Origin of the sequence: Dokdonia sp. Asnod3-C12 (genome assembly GCF_045063975.1) — a bacterium.
Lineage (GTDB): Bacteria > Bacteroidota > Bacteroidia > Flavobacteriales > Flavobacteriaceae > Dokdonia.
Map to the genome: position 1 here is coordinate 684276 of NZ_JBEFNY010000003.1, position 15776 is coordinate 700051.

11 protein-coding genes are annotated in these 15776 nt (G+C 39.1%); 5 read left to right on the forward strand and 6 right to left on the reverse strand.

Going from position 1 to position 15776, the window contains the following annotated elements; all coding sequences use genetic code 11:
- Nucleotides 1–8 precede the first annotated feature (8 nt).
- A complete protein-coding gene (gene bshC / locus ACJJVW_RS03170) occupies nt 9–1604 on the reverse strand; it encodes a bacillithiol biosynthesis cysteine-adding enzyme BshC (RefSeq protein WP_405250739.1) in 1596 nt (531 codons plus the stop codon).
- Nucleotides 1605–1725: 121 nt separating this feature from the next.
- Here bshC and ACJJVW_RS03175 point away from each other — a divergent pair, with 121 nt between their 5' ends.
- Nucleotides 1726–4215 carry a M14 family metallopeptidase gene (locus tag ACJJVW_RS03175; RefSeq protein ID WP_405250740.1) on the forward strand — a complete coding sequence of 830 codons (2490 nt, stop codon included), beginning with the start codon at nt 1726–1728 and terminating at the stop codon, nt 4213–4215.
- Between the two features lie 405 nt (nt 4216–4620).
- Nucleotides 4621–4995, forward strand: coding sequence for an endonuclease domain-containing protein (locus ACJJVW_RS03180; RefSeq protein WP_405250741.1), 375 nt, complete (start codon nt 4621–4623; stop codon nt 4993–4995).
- A gap of 437 nt (nt 4996–5432) precedes the next feature.
- Here the strand turns inward: ACJJVW_RS03180 and ACJJVW_RS03185 are convergent, their stop codons facing one another.
- The 5 genes from ACJJVW_RS03185 to ftsY all read right to left on the reverse strand — a co-directional run bounded on the left by ACJJVW_RS03185 (nt 5433) and on the right by ftsY (nt 11325).
- Nucleotides 5433–6677, reverse strand: coding sequence for a hypothetical protein (locus ACJJVW_RS03185; protein ID WP_405250742.1), 1245 nt, complete (start codon nt 6675–6677; stop codon nt 5433–5435).
- Between the two features lie 116 nt (nt 6678–6793).
- The gene (rimO, locus tag ACJJVW_RS03190) at nt 6794–8146 is read right to left on the reverse strand and encodes a 30S ribosomal protein S12 methylthiotransferase RimO (protein WP_405250743.1); all 1353 of its coding nucleotides are present in this window, start codon (nt 8144–8146) and stop codon (nt 6794–6796) included.
- A gap of 159 nt (nt 8147–8305) precedes the next feature.
- On the reverse strand, nt 8306–9988 hold the full coding sequence (locus ACJJVW_RS03195) for an amidase family protein (RefSeq protein ID WP_405250744.1): 1683 nt from the start codon (nt 9986–9988) through the stop codon (nt 8306–8308).
- A 37-nt stretch (nt 9989–10025) separates the two neighbouring features.
- Complete coding sequence (locus ACJJVW_RS03200; RefSeq protein ID WP_339848129.1) at nt 10026–10358, reverse strand: hypothetical protein; 333 nt, start codon at nt 10356–10358, stop codon at nt 10026–10028.
- A gap of 13 nt (nt 10359–10371) precedes the next feature.
- Nucleotides 10372–11325, reverse strand: coding sequence for a signal recognition particle-docking protein FtsY (gene ftsY, locus ACJJVW_RS03205; protein WP_013751421.1), 954 nt, complete (start codon nt 11323–11325; stop codon nt 10372–10374).
- 295 nt (nt 11326–11620) lie between these two features.
- On the opposite strand from ftsY, the gene murC reads away from it, so the two are divergent.
- The 3 genes from murC (at nt 11621) to ACJJVW_RS03220 (ending at nt 15588) form a co-directional block, all read left to right on the forward strand.
- Nucleotides 11621–12973 carry a UDP-N-acetylmuramate--L-alanine ligase gene (gene murC / locus ACJJVW_RS03210; protein ID WP_405250745.1) on the forward strand — a complete coding sequence of 451 codons (1353 nt, stop codon included), beginning with the start codon at nt 11621–11623 and terminating at the stop codon, nt 12971–12973.
- A gap of 51 nt (nt 12974–13024) precedes the next feature.
- Nucleotides 13025–14371 (forward strand): hypothetical protein, encoded by a 1347-nt coding sequence (locus ACJJVW_RS03215; protein WP_405250746.1) that lies wholly within the window; start codon nt 13025–13027, stop codon nt 14369–14371.
- An 80-nt stretch (nt 14372–14451) separates the two neighbouring features.
- Nucleotides 14452–15588 (forward strand): DinB family protein, encoded by a 1137-nt coding sequence (locus tag ACJJVW_RS03220; protein ID WP_405250747.1) that lies wholly within the window; start codon nt 14452–14454, stop codon nt 15586–15588.
- Nucleotides 15589–15776: the final 188 nt, after the last annotated feature.

Genomic DNA, 15776 nt, shown 5'->3' on the forward strand with positions numbered 1-15776 from the left:
CAATCCCCCTACAAAGTAACCACCGTAAACTCGCCGCCTAGCGGCTCAAGAGCATTCACTAGCTCAGGGATGAGTTGCTCGCCAAATTCTAGATAAAACTGTGAGAAGTTCGTATTCCTTTCTTGCAGGCTTTGCATTGGGAATACTTCGTTTTGCAAATCTACTAGGCGTTGTACGTGATCGCTTAGTTTACGCTTTTGTGCGCGCAGCAATCTACTCTCTAAGTTTTCTAAGCCTTTAAGTTGTTTTACTTCTTGAGCTTTTACGGCTCCTATAAAACTAGCGTCTGTCTCTTCGGCTAGTAAGTGCATTGCTTTAAACTGCTCTTTCAAGAAGCTGCGTTGCGCAGAGAAGTCTATCTCTATATTTGAGATGGCACGCACCTTTCGGTTGATGAGTTCGTTTTGTTTTAGAAATAAATTTGGCAATGACACGCCTAGATTTTCCGCCTTTGTACGTTGCTTTTCGGTACGTATTAATGCCGAGTTACGAAGTAGTAATGCCGGAAATGGAATACCCACTTCTTCAAAATATGTTTTAAGTTGGAACCAGTACGCCAGCTCTCCGCCTCCACCTATGTAACAAAGATTCGGTAAAATCACTTCTTGAAAAAGTGGTCTCAACAAAGCGTTAGGCGAGAACCGTTCTGGATGGTTAGCAAGCTCGTTGAGTATCTCATTTTCGCGAAAGCGGATATCTGTATCATTTACCACATACATATCATCCACTTTGATAATACGCTCACGGATGCCTTTTGTGATGTAGAACAAGTTAATCTCACGAGGGTGCACTTGCTCTGGGTAGCCTAGCGCAGTGAGTTGCTCGGTTTGCTGTGTCACCTTTGCGTGCGATACCCCCTCTAGCAATTCTCGTTGTACATAAGGAGCAAATAATTCTTTAAGTCTTGCATCGTTACCATCTACAATGACAAGGCCATACTCACCAAAAAGCTCGTTACCCAGATAGCGCGTTGCATCTGCCAGGTTATCGTGATTTAGGTAGGCATCACTAAAAAGTTTTGAGAGGTACTCTGCATTTCTTGAAGTCCCCAGCTGTGTTTTAAATAATGCTAGTACCTCAGCCAGGCCATCGGTTGATAGTTCGCCTACGGCGCCGCCGTCTTCGCGATTCCACTGCACTTTTTTACCTTGAAAATTAAAGTAGTTAATCTCGTCAAAATCGTGATCTTCTGTCGCCATCCAGTAAATAGGTACATAATTGCGGTCTGGATCTTTCTCTTTAAGCTCCTTGCAGAGATTAATGACTGAGATAATTTTATATAAAAAATAGAGCGGCCCCGTAAATAAATTGAGCTGGTGCCCTGTCGTGATGGTAAATGTATTTTCGCTTGCAAGATGCTCTAAGTTGAGCTGTGTCTCGGCAGAGGTGTTTGTACTTTTATATTGCGCGATGAGGGAATCATATAAACGCTTTCGCGAAAGCGGACTAAAAAATTGCCCCTTCTCTTCTGCCTGTTTAATAAGATTATCTGCGGTAGGAAATCTGTGATAAAAGGGCTTAAGTGCTTCTTCTTGATCTAAATAGTTCGTAATAAGATTAGAAAAATACCCAGTTTCACGGTACGGCAGACAGTCAGTTGGCATAAATTATGGTTTAGATAGTAAAGATAAATCCGTTAAATAGCGAGTTTTCCCAAAAAAACGTTAAAACGCTGATTTGCGGCGAGCTCTTTTTATAGCTTTAGCTTTTGCTAAAACCAACCAAATGCTCAGAATCTACAGCTTTTTTGTCGCCTTATTTCTCACAACATTACTTACCGCACAAGTACAATCTCCATCAGAATTTCTGGGCTACGAGATAGGAACACAGTTCTCACGTCATGCAGATGTGGTGCGCTACTTTGAACATGTTGCAGAAAATAGTGATCTAGTCACCTACCAAACATATGGTAAAACAAATGAGCGCAGACCACTTACGTATGCAGTAATTACAACAGCTGCAAATCACAACAATATAGAAAACATACGTAAAGCAAATCTTGAACAAACAGGTATTGCCTCTGGTAATTCTGGTACGGCAGATAAGGCCATAGTCTGGCTTTCTTATAATGTCCATGGTAATGAAGCTTCCTCAACAGAAGCATCTATGGCTACATTGTATGAGCTTGTGACTACAAAAAAAGACTGGCTAGAAAACACTGTGGTTATTATAGATCCTTGTGTAAATCCAGATGGACGTGACCGTTATGCAAACTGGTTTAACCAAGTGGCATCTACACCTTACGATCCAGCTCAAGTAGCTGCGGAGCACGATGAGCCGTGGCCAGGAGGAAGACCTAATCACTACCTTTTTGACCTAAACCGCGATTGGGCTTGGGCTTCTCAAGTAGAATCACAGCAACGACTAAAAGTTTATAATAAATGGATGCCACATGTGCATGTAGATTTCCACGAGCAAGGTATCAATAGCCCTTATTACTTTGCTCCAGCAGCAGAGCCTTTTAATGAGATTATCACAGACTGGCAACAAGAATTCCAAGTAGAAATAGGAAAAAACCACGCTCGCTATTTTGATAAAGAAGGTTGGCTATTTTTTACCGGAGAGAGTTTTGACTTACTTTATCCATCATACGGAGATACTTACCCTATGTTTATGGGTGCAATAGGGATGACCTACGAGCAAGCCGGTCACGGTCGTGCAGGATTAGGAATAGATACAGATCAAGGTTTTGAACTTACCCTTGTAGATCGTATAGCACATCACAAAACCACAGGACTTTCTACTATAGAAATATCCTCTGCAAATGCTGGTAAGCTCAATACACAATTTAAAGACTACTTCAACACAAGCGGCCTTAAATATAAAAGCTACGTACTTTCTGGAAATCTAGACAATCTTAAAGAACTTGCGACACTACTAGACAGGCACGAGATCAAATATGGCTTCTCATCAAACGGGAAAGCCTCAGGTTTTTCTTATACCTCAAACGGTCAAGGAAGCATGAGTTATGATATGGCTATGGTCGTGAGCACTAATCAGCCAAAAGGTAAAATGGTAAAAGCGCTTCTTGAGCCAGATGCAAAACTGAGCACACCACTTACCTATGACATTACTGCCTGGAGTTTACCACACGCTTACGGGCTTAATGCTGTAGCAAGCACATCACTCGTTACTGCAAATGCGGCAGATCCTTTTACCACAAACAACTCAAACCTGAACGCAAACGCAGCAGGTTATATCGCAAAGTGGAATAGCCTTGAAGATGCAAAGCTACTTGCAGCATTATTAAAGGAAGGAATTAAAGTCCGTTTTACAGAAAAGCCTTTTGCAAATAATGGTATCTCTTATGAACGAGGATCGCTAGTAATTACAAAAAGTGATAACAAAGGACGTACAGATTTTAATGAGGTTGTAAATACGCTTTCGCGAAAGCATAACAGAATCCTTAACGCAACTAATACTTCATTTTCGACCTCTGGTCCTGACTTTGGATCATCATCTATGAAGCTTATCAATCCGCCGAAAATTGCATTATTAAAAGGAGAAGGAACCTCATCATTAAGTTATGGAGCCACTTGGTATTTCTTTGAGCAAACACTAGGATATCCTGCTACCTCGATTGATACTGGTAATTTAGGACGCGTTGACCTAGAAGATTTTGACGTCCTAGTAATGCCTAGCGGTTGGTACGGAAGTGTGCTTAATGATAGTACACTAGATAAAGTAAAGGATTTTGTACGCGGTGGCGGAAAAGTAATCGCGATAGCGAATGCCGTAGGAAGTTTTGCTGGAAAATCTGGATTTAACTTAAAACGCAACAGCAATTCAAGTGATGACGACGATACTTCGAGCGATGATAATCTCACTCCATATGCTGAGCGCGAGAACGCAAGCACCACCAACTTTATAACAGGTTCTATCTTTAAAACTAAAGTAGACCCTACACATCCTATGGCTTTTGGGTACGATGACACCTACTACTCTTTAAAACTAGGAAGCAACTCTTATTCATATCTGGACAAAGGTTTTAACGTGTCTTACATTCCAGAAGAAGTAACCAACGTTGCAGGATTTGCGGGTGATAATGCCAAAGCAAAACTTAGCAAGTCTCTTATTTTTGGAGAAGAACGCATGGGGCGTGGAAGTGTAATCTACATGGTAGATGATCCACTTTTTAGAGCTTTCTGGCACAATGGAAAGTTGTTCTTTGCCAATGCTATTTTCTTGACTAATAATGGAAAGTATAGGTTGTAATTACAACGCTTACTAAAACAAAAAAATGCCCTGTTTCAGGGCATTTTTTTTGTTACTCTTGCGGACATCTCCCTGACTCCCTCTTGGAAGAGGGACACTGTTGTGGGTAGGGCGCGTTATTTTTATATCTACTATTCTCAGAAAAGTCACCCTTTAGGGACGGGGAAAACTTTTCGGCTGGCAATTCCTGCCCCCAGCCCTGAAGGGTGGGAATTGGAATGGAATCAAAATTTAGAAAAGTCACCCTTTAGGGACGGGGTATAACTTTTCAACTGGCGATTTCCTTTCCCCAGCCCTTAAGGGTGGGAATTGGAAATAAAAAATTAATCTTGATTTTAATCTCTGCATTGGAAAATAGAAAATTCACTTCAAAGACTTAATAATGAGTTATATTGCTGACTAATTATGTGTAATTCAAAAGAAAATATGCACGCTAGGGCAGCTGCTTCTAAATTTGAGTTTGCAGCTGCTTTGAGAAAACGAGAAACTATAGCTGAGAAGAAGATTTGGGAGTATTTGAAAACAAAACCATTTGGTGTAAAATTCAGACGTCAACATCCTTTTGCTGATTATGTACTCGATTTCTATTGTCATAAACTTAAACTCTGCATAGAACTAGATGGAGAAATACATTATAACCAAAAGGAATACGACTCCGACAGAACCGATGTCATAAACTCTTATGGAATAAAAGAAATTCGTTTCACAAATAATTTCATCCTGCTCCAATTTGAAGAATTCAAAATATTTATTGAAGAGGAAATTAAGACATATCCTTAACTCAGAAAAGTCACCCTTTAGGGACGGGGAAAAACTTTTCGGGTTGCAATTCTTTTTACTAGCCACGACTCAGTCTGCCAATTCCTTTCCCCAATCCTGAAGGGTGGGAATTGGAGTTAGAAATTTTTAGTTTGTTTTCTCACTCCTGCGGACATCTCCCTGACTCCCTCTTGGAAGAGGGACACTGTTGTGGGTGGGTTACGTTCTTTTTATGTCTAATTCCCTAAGAAACGTCACCCTTTAGGGACGGGGAAAACTTTTCGGCTGGCAATTCTTTTTCATAGCCCTGACTCAGTCGACCAATTCCTTTCCCCCGACCCTGAAGGGTGGGAATTGGAAATGAAATTCTAGTTAACTCACTCTTGCGGACATCTCCCTGACTCCCTCTTGGAAGAGGGACACTGTTGTGGGTGGGTTACGTTATTGGTGCAATCAGACTATTCCATCTCAAAGCGTACCATCTTGACCTCGCTGTTGTCACCATTAAGATCTGTCCAGGCGACAAAAATTAAATCACCTACAACCTCTAGTTGTGGAAAGCCGCTTTGTCGTTCGGCAGAGGTGTTGGTTACTGTCACTGGTGCGTCGTGTGTGCCATCTACATATACTCGTGCTACTTGTAGTACAACGTTTTCACCCATTGGCTCTAACCACGAGATGAAAGCGCTGCCATCACTCATAAAATCTGCATCTACTCTACCTATTGCGCTTCCGTTATCTACACGTATTGCACCTCCAAAAGAGGCTCCATTATCGTTTGAAAATGCTGTAAGAACTCTAGGGGTTTCACCCTCTGCAGTAAACCAACTCACCACCACATTTTCTTCTTGAGTCGCGATTGCAGGTCCGTTTACGGGGCAACCATTTAGCTCCCAATTGTCATTTCCTATAACCATAGGTTTTGTCCATGATCCATCTACCCAACGTACGATTGCCATATCTCGTACCTCAGGTTTAGTTTCTGTGCGATCTCTATAAACGGTAATAGGACCATTATTTGTAATTGCGATAGCTGTATTACAGCAGTCACAAACTCGGTTATCTATCTCCGTATCTTGAGTTATATTTCCCGCCAAATCTATGTAGGCGTTGCGCAGGGTCATTTGATTCTTAGCCTTGTCTTCGTTTTTAGTATTTCTTCCGTCTAGCCAGCTAGCATAAAAACCTCCATCATACGCTTGGATTGATACAAAGCCATGCTCTGCATCTACATCATCTGTATTGAGCAGAAAATCGTCTTTTATTATTTGATCACCTTTAGATAATTGCAATTTGATATTATAATCATACGTACCCTCTGCAGATTTTTCTAAGATATTAGTGAGCACGTAATCACCATTTACGCCCAGTGCCGGAAAATCTGCCCAGTTTACAAACCAGTTATCTCCAGATGTAATGGTTCTAGGTTGACTCCATTTGGCACTATCGTAACTAGCATATTTTAAAATTGCCATCTTGTCTTCCTGCTCCACCCAAGTCATATGTAATTTACCGCCACTCGACTTGAGTCTAGGTAAATGAGACTTTCCTGTAGAAGGAAGTTCTATAGTAGTTAATGAGGCATTGACAGTAGCCATTTCTACAGCTGACTGTTCTAAGACTGGTGCAACCTCCGTTTGATTAGACCTTTTACAAGAAGTGAAGAAGATTAAAACAAAAAATACTAAACCAGTAATATGCATAGGTAATGTGTTTATAAATACTACAAATGTAAGCGTTGCGCAGAAACTCTTACACACAAAAAAGCCTTTCAAAACATTTGTTCCAAAAGGCTTTATATAAATCATCTTACTGCTTCTTACTTTTTAGTGGCGCGCTTTGCGTGTAGTGCTTGTGGTCGCTCTAAAGCTACAAGTGGTTCTGCATAAAGGTCAAAATCTTCGGCCTCTGTGATAGTTACCATTGCGTAGTCTCCAGTTTTTAAGTAGAACTTTGTTGCGTCTACAAGTACTTCGTTATCCACATCTGGAGAATCAAATTCTGTACGACCTATAAAGTAGTTTCCTTCTTTACGGTCTACTACAATCTTGAACTCCTTCCCTATCTTTTGCTGATTAAGTTCCCAAGATATTTGTGATTGGATCTCCATAATCTGGTTAGCACGATCCATTTTTACTTCTTCAGGTACATCGTCTTCTAGGTTAAATGCGTGTGTATTTTCCTCATGAGAATATGTAAAACAACCTAAACGTTCAAAACGCTGATCTTTCACCCATTGCTTCATAAGTTGGAAATCTTCTTCTGTTTCTCCAGGGTACCCAACAATAAGCGTAGTTCTTATAGTCATTCCTGGTACGCTTTCGCGAAAGCGGTCTAACAACGCATTTGTTTTCTCCATCGTAGTACCACGACGCATAGACTTCAATATATGATCTGCAATATGCTGCAGTGGTATATCAATATAATTACACACCTTAGGCTCGCGGTTCATCACATCAAGTACATCTACCGGGAATCCAGAAGGAAATGCATAGTGCAAACGAATCCACTCGATTCCTTCTACTTTAACAAGGTTTTCAAGAAGCTCTGCTAGGTTACGTTTTTTGTATAAATCAAGACCGTAATATGTAAGATCTTGCGCAATAAGAATCAACTCCGTCACTCCGTTTGCAGCAAGTTTTTTTGCTTCAATCACTAAGTGCTCTATTGATTTTGATTTGTGCTTACCTCTCATTAAAGGAATCGCACAGAAAGAACAAGGACGATCACAGCCTTCGGCTATTTTTAAGTATGCATAGTTTTTAGGTGTTGTAGTAATACGCTCCCCTATAAGTTCATGCTTATAATCTGCCCCAAGTGCTTTGAGTAATCCAGGTAATTCTGTTGTTCCAAAATACTGATCTACATCTGGAATTTCCTTTTGAAGATCCGGCTTATAACGCTCAGATAAACATCCCGTTACAAACACCTTATCAACTTCTCCTTCTTCCTTTTGCTTTACATACTCAAGAATAGTGTTTACAGACTCCTCTTTTGCGTTGTCTATAAAACCACAAGTATTGATCACGACAATGTTACCTTCTTCTTCGTGAGCAACATCCATCTCATTTGCTTTGAGCTGGCCCATCAAGACCTCACTGTCATAAACGTTCTTTGAGCAACCTAGAGTTACTACGTTTATCTTATTCTTTTTTAATGATTTTGTACGCATAGCATTCCTTTTAAGGGAGTGCAAAGATAAGCCAAATAACATAGTAATAAGAAAGCTATCTAAAACGAGAAAAGTCAGCATCTTACTGCTGACTTTTTTCTCATTATAATATGTGTTTTTCTTTCTAAAAGCGGCTAGCTTCTAGTCATCTGGATTATTTTATTCCTGATACCCTTCTGGTAACGTTCTAGCGTTAAGTGTACTCTCTACACCTACTGCAATATTATAAATCACTTCTTCCTGCTTAGATGGAGTGATGATGGTAATTCCCTTAGGCTCGCCTTGTGCGGTGAAGCCCATCGGTATTGTAAGTGCCGGATAGTGTGCCGCTGCGGCATAGCCAGCATCATAATTATTTATCGAGAGTATGGCGTCTAGTTGACCACCAGCTTCAGGGTGCTTGCTCAATGCGTCTTGGAAGTATGCTTGAGTAACCTCCATAAGGTTTTCTTTAATTGCTTTAAGCTCTAAAGCGGTTGTGCTATCTGCAACGATACCTTTAAAAAGCTGTTGCCCGTAGGGAATACGAGTGAGGCTATCTTGATTGTTAAATGTGATAAGCTCCTCTATATTTCTATTTTTTACAGATGAGACTACCTCAGCATCATAGTAAGCAGGTAGATCATTTTTCATATCTATATTTAAGATAGACAGAAAGCCCGGCATATTAATTCGTTCCATATCCACCTCAACGAGTGTAGCTTTGGTTTGCTTTAATTTATCAATGGCAGCCGCATACGTACTGTCTTGCAAGTATCCTTTTATCACACCAAGATATTTTCCTTCAAGGCTTCCATTTTTTACAGCAGTTACATAATCACTAGAAGAAGTGTAGCTATAAGAATCTGCAGCATCTTTACCAGTGAGTGCTTGTAATAGGATTGCATTATCGACTACGTTCTTCGTCATAGGTCCTGGAGTGTCTAAGTGACTAGAAATAGGTACAATCCCGCTGCGGCTTAAAAGACCAATGGTAGGCTTAAGCCCGACCAGATTATTTTGGCTAGAAGGTGATAATATAGATCCACTCGTTTCTGATCCTATGGCGGCTACTGCATAATTTGCTGCTACACTCACCCCTGATCCAGAACTTGAACCTCCCGACTCAAATTGTAAACGACCGTATGGGTTAATAGTTTGACCACCCACGGCACTATAACCTACAGGACAACCTGTACATAAAAAGTATGCCCACTCACTCAAGTTGGCTTTACCAAGTATTATGGCATTTTCTTCTTTGAGCCTTTTTGTAATAAATGCATCTCCTGCGTTATTATCTGCAAGCGCTACAGATCCTGCAGTCGTAATCATACCAGCTGCACCTATATTATCTTTTAAAAGAATAGGCATCCCATATACAGAGTATTCATCTATGGTAGATTTATCAATCGCATCTAGTGCTCTTGCTTCTTTCACCACTTCTTTATTGAGTGAGATGACTCCGTTAAGCGCTAAGTCATTATCACTTTCAAAACGAGCAATACGGTTTAAATAAAATAGCGTAAGTTCTTCGTATGAGTAATCTCCATTTTTGATGTGCTTCTGGATGGTTGGAATATCCTGCTCTAAGATAAGCGGAGAAATTTCTGAGATACGCTTTCGCGAAAGCGTATTTATCTCCCCATTAAGATCTTTCCAAATATCATTTTTATCGAGCCCCTTTGCATTTACAAGCTTGAGGTGCATTCTGCTATTTTCTAGTTCTTGCGTTTTTGCAATATCTAGAGAGTCATTATAAGCTTCCCACACATATCTAGGAGTTATATCTACTGTGGTTGTAGGAGCATCGTTTTTACAAGAAAAAAGCGCCGTTGCGAGCGCGAGAGTATAAAGGTATTTCATAGTGCATTTTTATAGTCCACTAAAAATACAAAAAGGTTTATCCAAAAGGATTAACCCACATCAAGAAACCGTAGATAAAAAACTTAGTAGATTCAAATATAATCACTGCAATTACAGGCACCCACCAATTTTCTGAAGCTAGTGCTCCCTTAAGAATTCTCCATATATAAAATATGATGAGACTATAAAAAACAATAAAAATATAATGAGGAAAAGCAGAGTACTGAGCTAGATACTTAGGTACAAGTTCGCTTCTTACTGTAGCATGTGCCGTATACACGCTCCACACATTAAGTAGCATGAAACCAATGACAACAACTCGTAAAGTGCGCAACGTAAGTTCTGGAAGCCACCTAGGAACGAGTTTCATAAAAAGTAATGGCTTATTTAAAGAAACTATCTACAAACTCCACTTTGTTGAACACTTGCAAATCTTCGATACCTTCTCCTACTCCAATGTATTTTACAGGGATTTGAAACTGATCAGAAATACCTATAACCACACCACCTTTGGCAGTACCGTCTAGTTTTGTCACCGCAAGCGAAGTCACCTCTGTAGCTGCCGTAAATTGTTTTGCTTGTTCAAAGGCGTTTTGACCAGTAGATCCGTCAAGTACAAGAAGTACATCGTGAGGAGCATCTCCGACTACTTTTTGCATCACGCGCTTCACCTTAGTAAGCTCGTTCATTAAATTCACCTTATTATGTAATCTTCCTGCAGTATCAATAATGATCACATCTGCGTTTTGATTTACACCACTCTCTAGCGCGTCAAACGCTACTGAGGCTGGGTCACTTCCCATTTGTTGTTTTACAATAGGAACATCTACTCTATCTGCCCACACTTGCAATTGATCTATAGCTGCTGCTCTAAACGTATCTGCAGCTCCTAGGACGACTTTAAGTCCTTGCTTTTTAAATTGGTATGCAAGTTTACCTATCGTTGTCGTTTTCCCTACTCCGTTTACACCTACCACCATAATTACGTGTGGCTTGGTACCTTTAGGGATTTCAAATTCTGTTGCGTTTCCTACGTTAGTCTCGCTTAGTAAGCCAGCGATTTCTTCACGTAAAATCTGGTTAAGCTCATCTGTCCCTACATACTTATCACGTGACACACGCTCCTCGATACGAGTAATTACTTTAAGCGTAGTTTTTACACCCACATCACTCGTTACAAGTACTTCTTCAAGATTATCTAGAACATCATCATCTACCTTAGATTTTCCAGCAACTGCCTTACTCATCTTATCAAAGAAGCTCGTCTTTGTTTTCTCTAAACCTTTATCAAGGGTTTCTTTTTTTTCTTTGCTAAATATTTTTTTGAAAAAACTCATAATTGTGTTGGCGGTTTTCTGGTATGGTGTCGGTAAGACAAAAATAGTGCCTTTTAGGGAGAATGCCGTTATGTCACCTCGCAGACTACACTACTGATTGTCAATTTTTTAAATAATTATAGAGACTTGCTATTAAAAAAAGCGCCTTAATTACAGTCGTGGCAATGGTTATGAAGTGTTGAAGTACGCTTTCGCGAAAGCATAAAAACCTCAAAACACCCATGACTAATTACCTGACTTCTCTTATGGTAGTTTGAGAGTATAATCTTATTTTTACTTCAAAGAATAAGATTATATGAATATCCATTTTATCGCTATAGGTGGTGCAGCAATGCACAATCTAGCACTCGCATTACATCATAAAGGAGAAACGGTTACAGGTAGTGATGACACTATCTTTGACCCGTCAAAATCCCGACTTGAAAAGTATGGATTGCTACCTGAAGCATTTGGATGGTTTCCAGAAAAAATTACAGTAGATCTTGACGCTGTCATATTAGGCATGCACGCAAAGGAAGATAACCCTGAGCTTTTAAAAGCACAAGAGCTAGGACTAAGCATATATTCATATCCTGAGTACTTATATGAACGTGCCAAAAACAAAACCCGTGTTGTTATAGGCGGTTCTCACGGTAAGACCACTATTACTTCTATGATTTTGCATGTCATGCATTATTGGGAAAAAGAAGTAGATTATATGGTAGGCGCGCAACTAGAAGGCTTTGATACCATGGTGCGCATGACAGATGATGCAGATTTTATGGTACTAGAAGGTGATGAATACTTAAGTAGCCCAATAGACCGCAGACCTAAATTTCATTTATATAAGCCCAACATTGCCCTACTAAGCGGTATTGCATGGGATCATATTAACGTATTCCCTACGTTTGATAACTATGTGGAGCAGTTTCAGATTTTTGTAAATTCTATGACCAATGGTGGTGCAATGATTTACAACACAGAAGATGAAAATGTCGTGAAAGTGGTAGAAAATGCCACTGCACACATTAAAAAGTATCCATATGAAACTCCATCATACAGCATTGAAGATGGAGAGACTTTGCTAGAAACCCCAGATGGGCCAATGCCTATTGAAGTTTTTGGGAAACACAACCTCAACAACCTTGCAGGTGCAAAGTGGATTTGCCAGCACATGGGCGTGGTAGAAGAAGATTTTTATGAAGCCATAGCTACGTTCTCAGGAGCGAGTAAACGCTTAGAAAAAATTGCAGAAACTAATGACACTGTCATCTACAAAGATTTTGCACATAGCCCATCAAAAGTAAGTGCTACAACGACGGCTGTAAAAGAACAATATCCAGATCGCACGCTTATAGCGTGTCTAGAATTACACACCTACAGCAGTCTTAATCCAGAATTTCTAAGCGAGTATAAAGGCGCGCTAGACAGCGCAGATGTTGCTGTGGTATTCTACTCTCCACACGCTGTCGAAATCAAAAAACTAGAGCCTATTACAACGCAACAAATAGCAACTGCCTTTGAACGCGATGATCTTATTATTTACACAGATCCAGCCGACTTTAAAAAGTTTCTTTTTGAACAAGAGCTAAAAAACAAAGCGGTATTACTTATGAGTAGTGGTAATTATGGTGGACTAGATTTTGAGGAGGTTAAGGGGTTGGTGTAACAATAACAAGTTTATCACTACCAACTTAGAACACAGTCTAGCAACACACATTTGGGTTCAAAAAAATTTCTCTACAAAATAACATTACAAGAATTCTCAAAAAGGAAATTCTTGTTAAGTATCGTATTAGGACTTTTATCTGCTATAGTTTTTTATTACTTCTTACAGTACATTTTTGCACTCATTAGAAGTGTACACTTAGCATTTGCATATAACGCAGATAACACTCTAGATACAGACAAAAGGAATTATATTGCGCTATTCTTTTCTTCAATTTCTGTTACCCTAGGAAATACAATTAGCATAGCTTTTCTTTTTTCCGGAACTGAAACAAGCAGTCTAAAAAGAAAAGCCAGGAGGAGAATTATAAATGACCAAAGTGCTCTTACCCCTACTGCAATATTCTATGTTTTCAAAATCCTAGCCATCACAATAGGTAGTATCATAATATCCCATAGCTCGATACTATTTAAAGAGTTTGCCTACGCAATAGCATTATTACCTATAGTTCTATTCTTTGACCAAGCTAAAAGTCTGAGAAGGTTTTTAAAAGGATATACAATCGCAAAAATGAGTATTCACTTTGCTATACTGAGTCTACTAGTATTTATCATCGCTTTGAGTAACATAAATGCTTATGATAAGCAAGGCAATCTTCAAGCTATAACTGGATCATTTGCAAATATTCCAGAATTTAAACTTGAGATCGAGTATAGTGAAGACATATTTATGGATTCACATCAGAATCAAATTAGATTTAAAGTCACAGAGAAGAATGATAGTATCAATTTTTTTGGATGGGATCGTTTCTTGACTTATCACGACGTCCAGATGTCTATCCTAGAATCTAAACAATCTCATTATAAATATGATGCTGTTTTCTATATTGATAAATCTATCAAATGGAATAAACTAGACACATTATTTGACAAACTTCTATTTATCAATGCAAATAATATATTAATTACAATTACAAACTCTGAGACACTATTAGAAACTTATTACAAACGTCATATTGTATTATCTAAAGAAATTTATAACAAATGGTCTAACTCAAAGGACTATCCTCCCCCTCCACCACCACCCCGATTTTTTGAAGAATTTATACTAGATAAAAACGTAGACACTTTAAATATTGCTTCATTTAAAAACACTAAGACATCCATCGAAGATTCGATATTCTCATATATCTATGAAGGCGCACAAAGTAATACTGCGTTTGTATTTTCCATTAACCAAGATATTTCAGTAGAAGAATATTTAGAATTTATGATAGGTTACAAAAAAGCTATCTATAAGTTGAGAACTGATTACAATAATCATCCTCAACTAAGAGATGATGCTTCTGCAAAATCCAAATATCCTATGATTTACAAAGATGTACTGATTAATCATTGATTTTTCAAACATATCATTTTGTAACAAAACTCATATCTTGCTACTAATAAAGCCAATAAGAACTCAAACAAGTCAATTCAATGAAATTTATTCCAACTCTTATCGTATTACTCTGCTGCGCATTTATTGCAAAAGCTCAGCAATCTCAAGTATCAAACAGCTGGACGGCCTTTTCTCAATCTATAGATATGAGTATGGACAAGGAGCGCAAATTTATTCTTAAAGCAGCTGTAAAGGCAGAAATTGCAGACTCCACAGCTTGGGCAGGACTATGGGCCAGAGTAGATATGAAGAATAATGAGAACGGCTTTTTTGATAATATGGGTGATAGACCTATCAGAGTTCCAGAGTGGAAAGAATATACCATAGAAGGGACCATAGGTAAAAATGCAGAACGATTACTTATAGGTGGTTTGATGCTATCTGATGGAACATTCTATTTTGACAACTTCTCTTTACAAATAGAAGACAGTAACGGCATAATGACAGATTTTCCACTAGGAAATGCCGACTTTGAAAAAACAGCAAAAGGAGAGAAAATAGATTCTTGGGCAGAAGGTATAGGCGGCACAAACAGCAGTTCTGTACTAGAGTACACACTAGAATCATCTAGCGATGCTTTTTCCGGAGCACACTCCCTGATGATAACAGGAGAAGGTACAGAAACTATGGACTTTGGCCCAGCCGAAATTAAGTCTGAAGATGGTTATGCTCCCCAGCTAGGTGTTTTAATCTCAATGCTAGATGATTTGAAAGAGCGAGTTGAGTATAGAGTAAAAGGAATGTCTCAGCACGAGATAGACCATCTACACGATGAGAATGCAAATCGCATAGGTGCACTCGTAATGCACCTAGCAGCAGCAGAGGCATTTTACCAAGTAAGAACATTTGAAAACAGGGGGTTTAATGAAGAAGAAGCCAAAAAGTGGGGACTAGCCTTAGACTTAGGTAAAAAGGCTCAAGAGGAGTTTAAAGGCAAGCCCGTGAGCTATTATCTAGAGGAGTTTACAAAAGTTAGAGAGCGCACTAAAGCCCTTTTTAAGTCTGCAAGTGACGAGTGGCTTCTCGAAGAAGTACCTAGTTATGGGATGAATAATTACTACGCCTGGTTTCACGTAATGGAACACCAGTCAAGTCACTTAGGTCAGGTTTTATTTCTTGCAAAACGCATTCCGCCAGAGGCAGAGATCAACGCGCCAACTGAGATGAAAAATTAAAGCTTTTTATATATTTAAAGATCATAATTCCGCTTTTGCGAAAGCGTAAAAATGCACCTCACAAATTGCGCTAAAAAGAGGCTTGTATTTTTCCACAAAATGTTAATAACTTCAAGGGTTTTCGAGGGTTTTTAAGACCTTTCTGGAGTCCCTTTCTTTATATTTGTTTTTAGACAATTTAACTATTA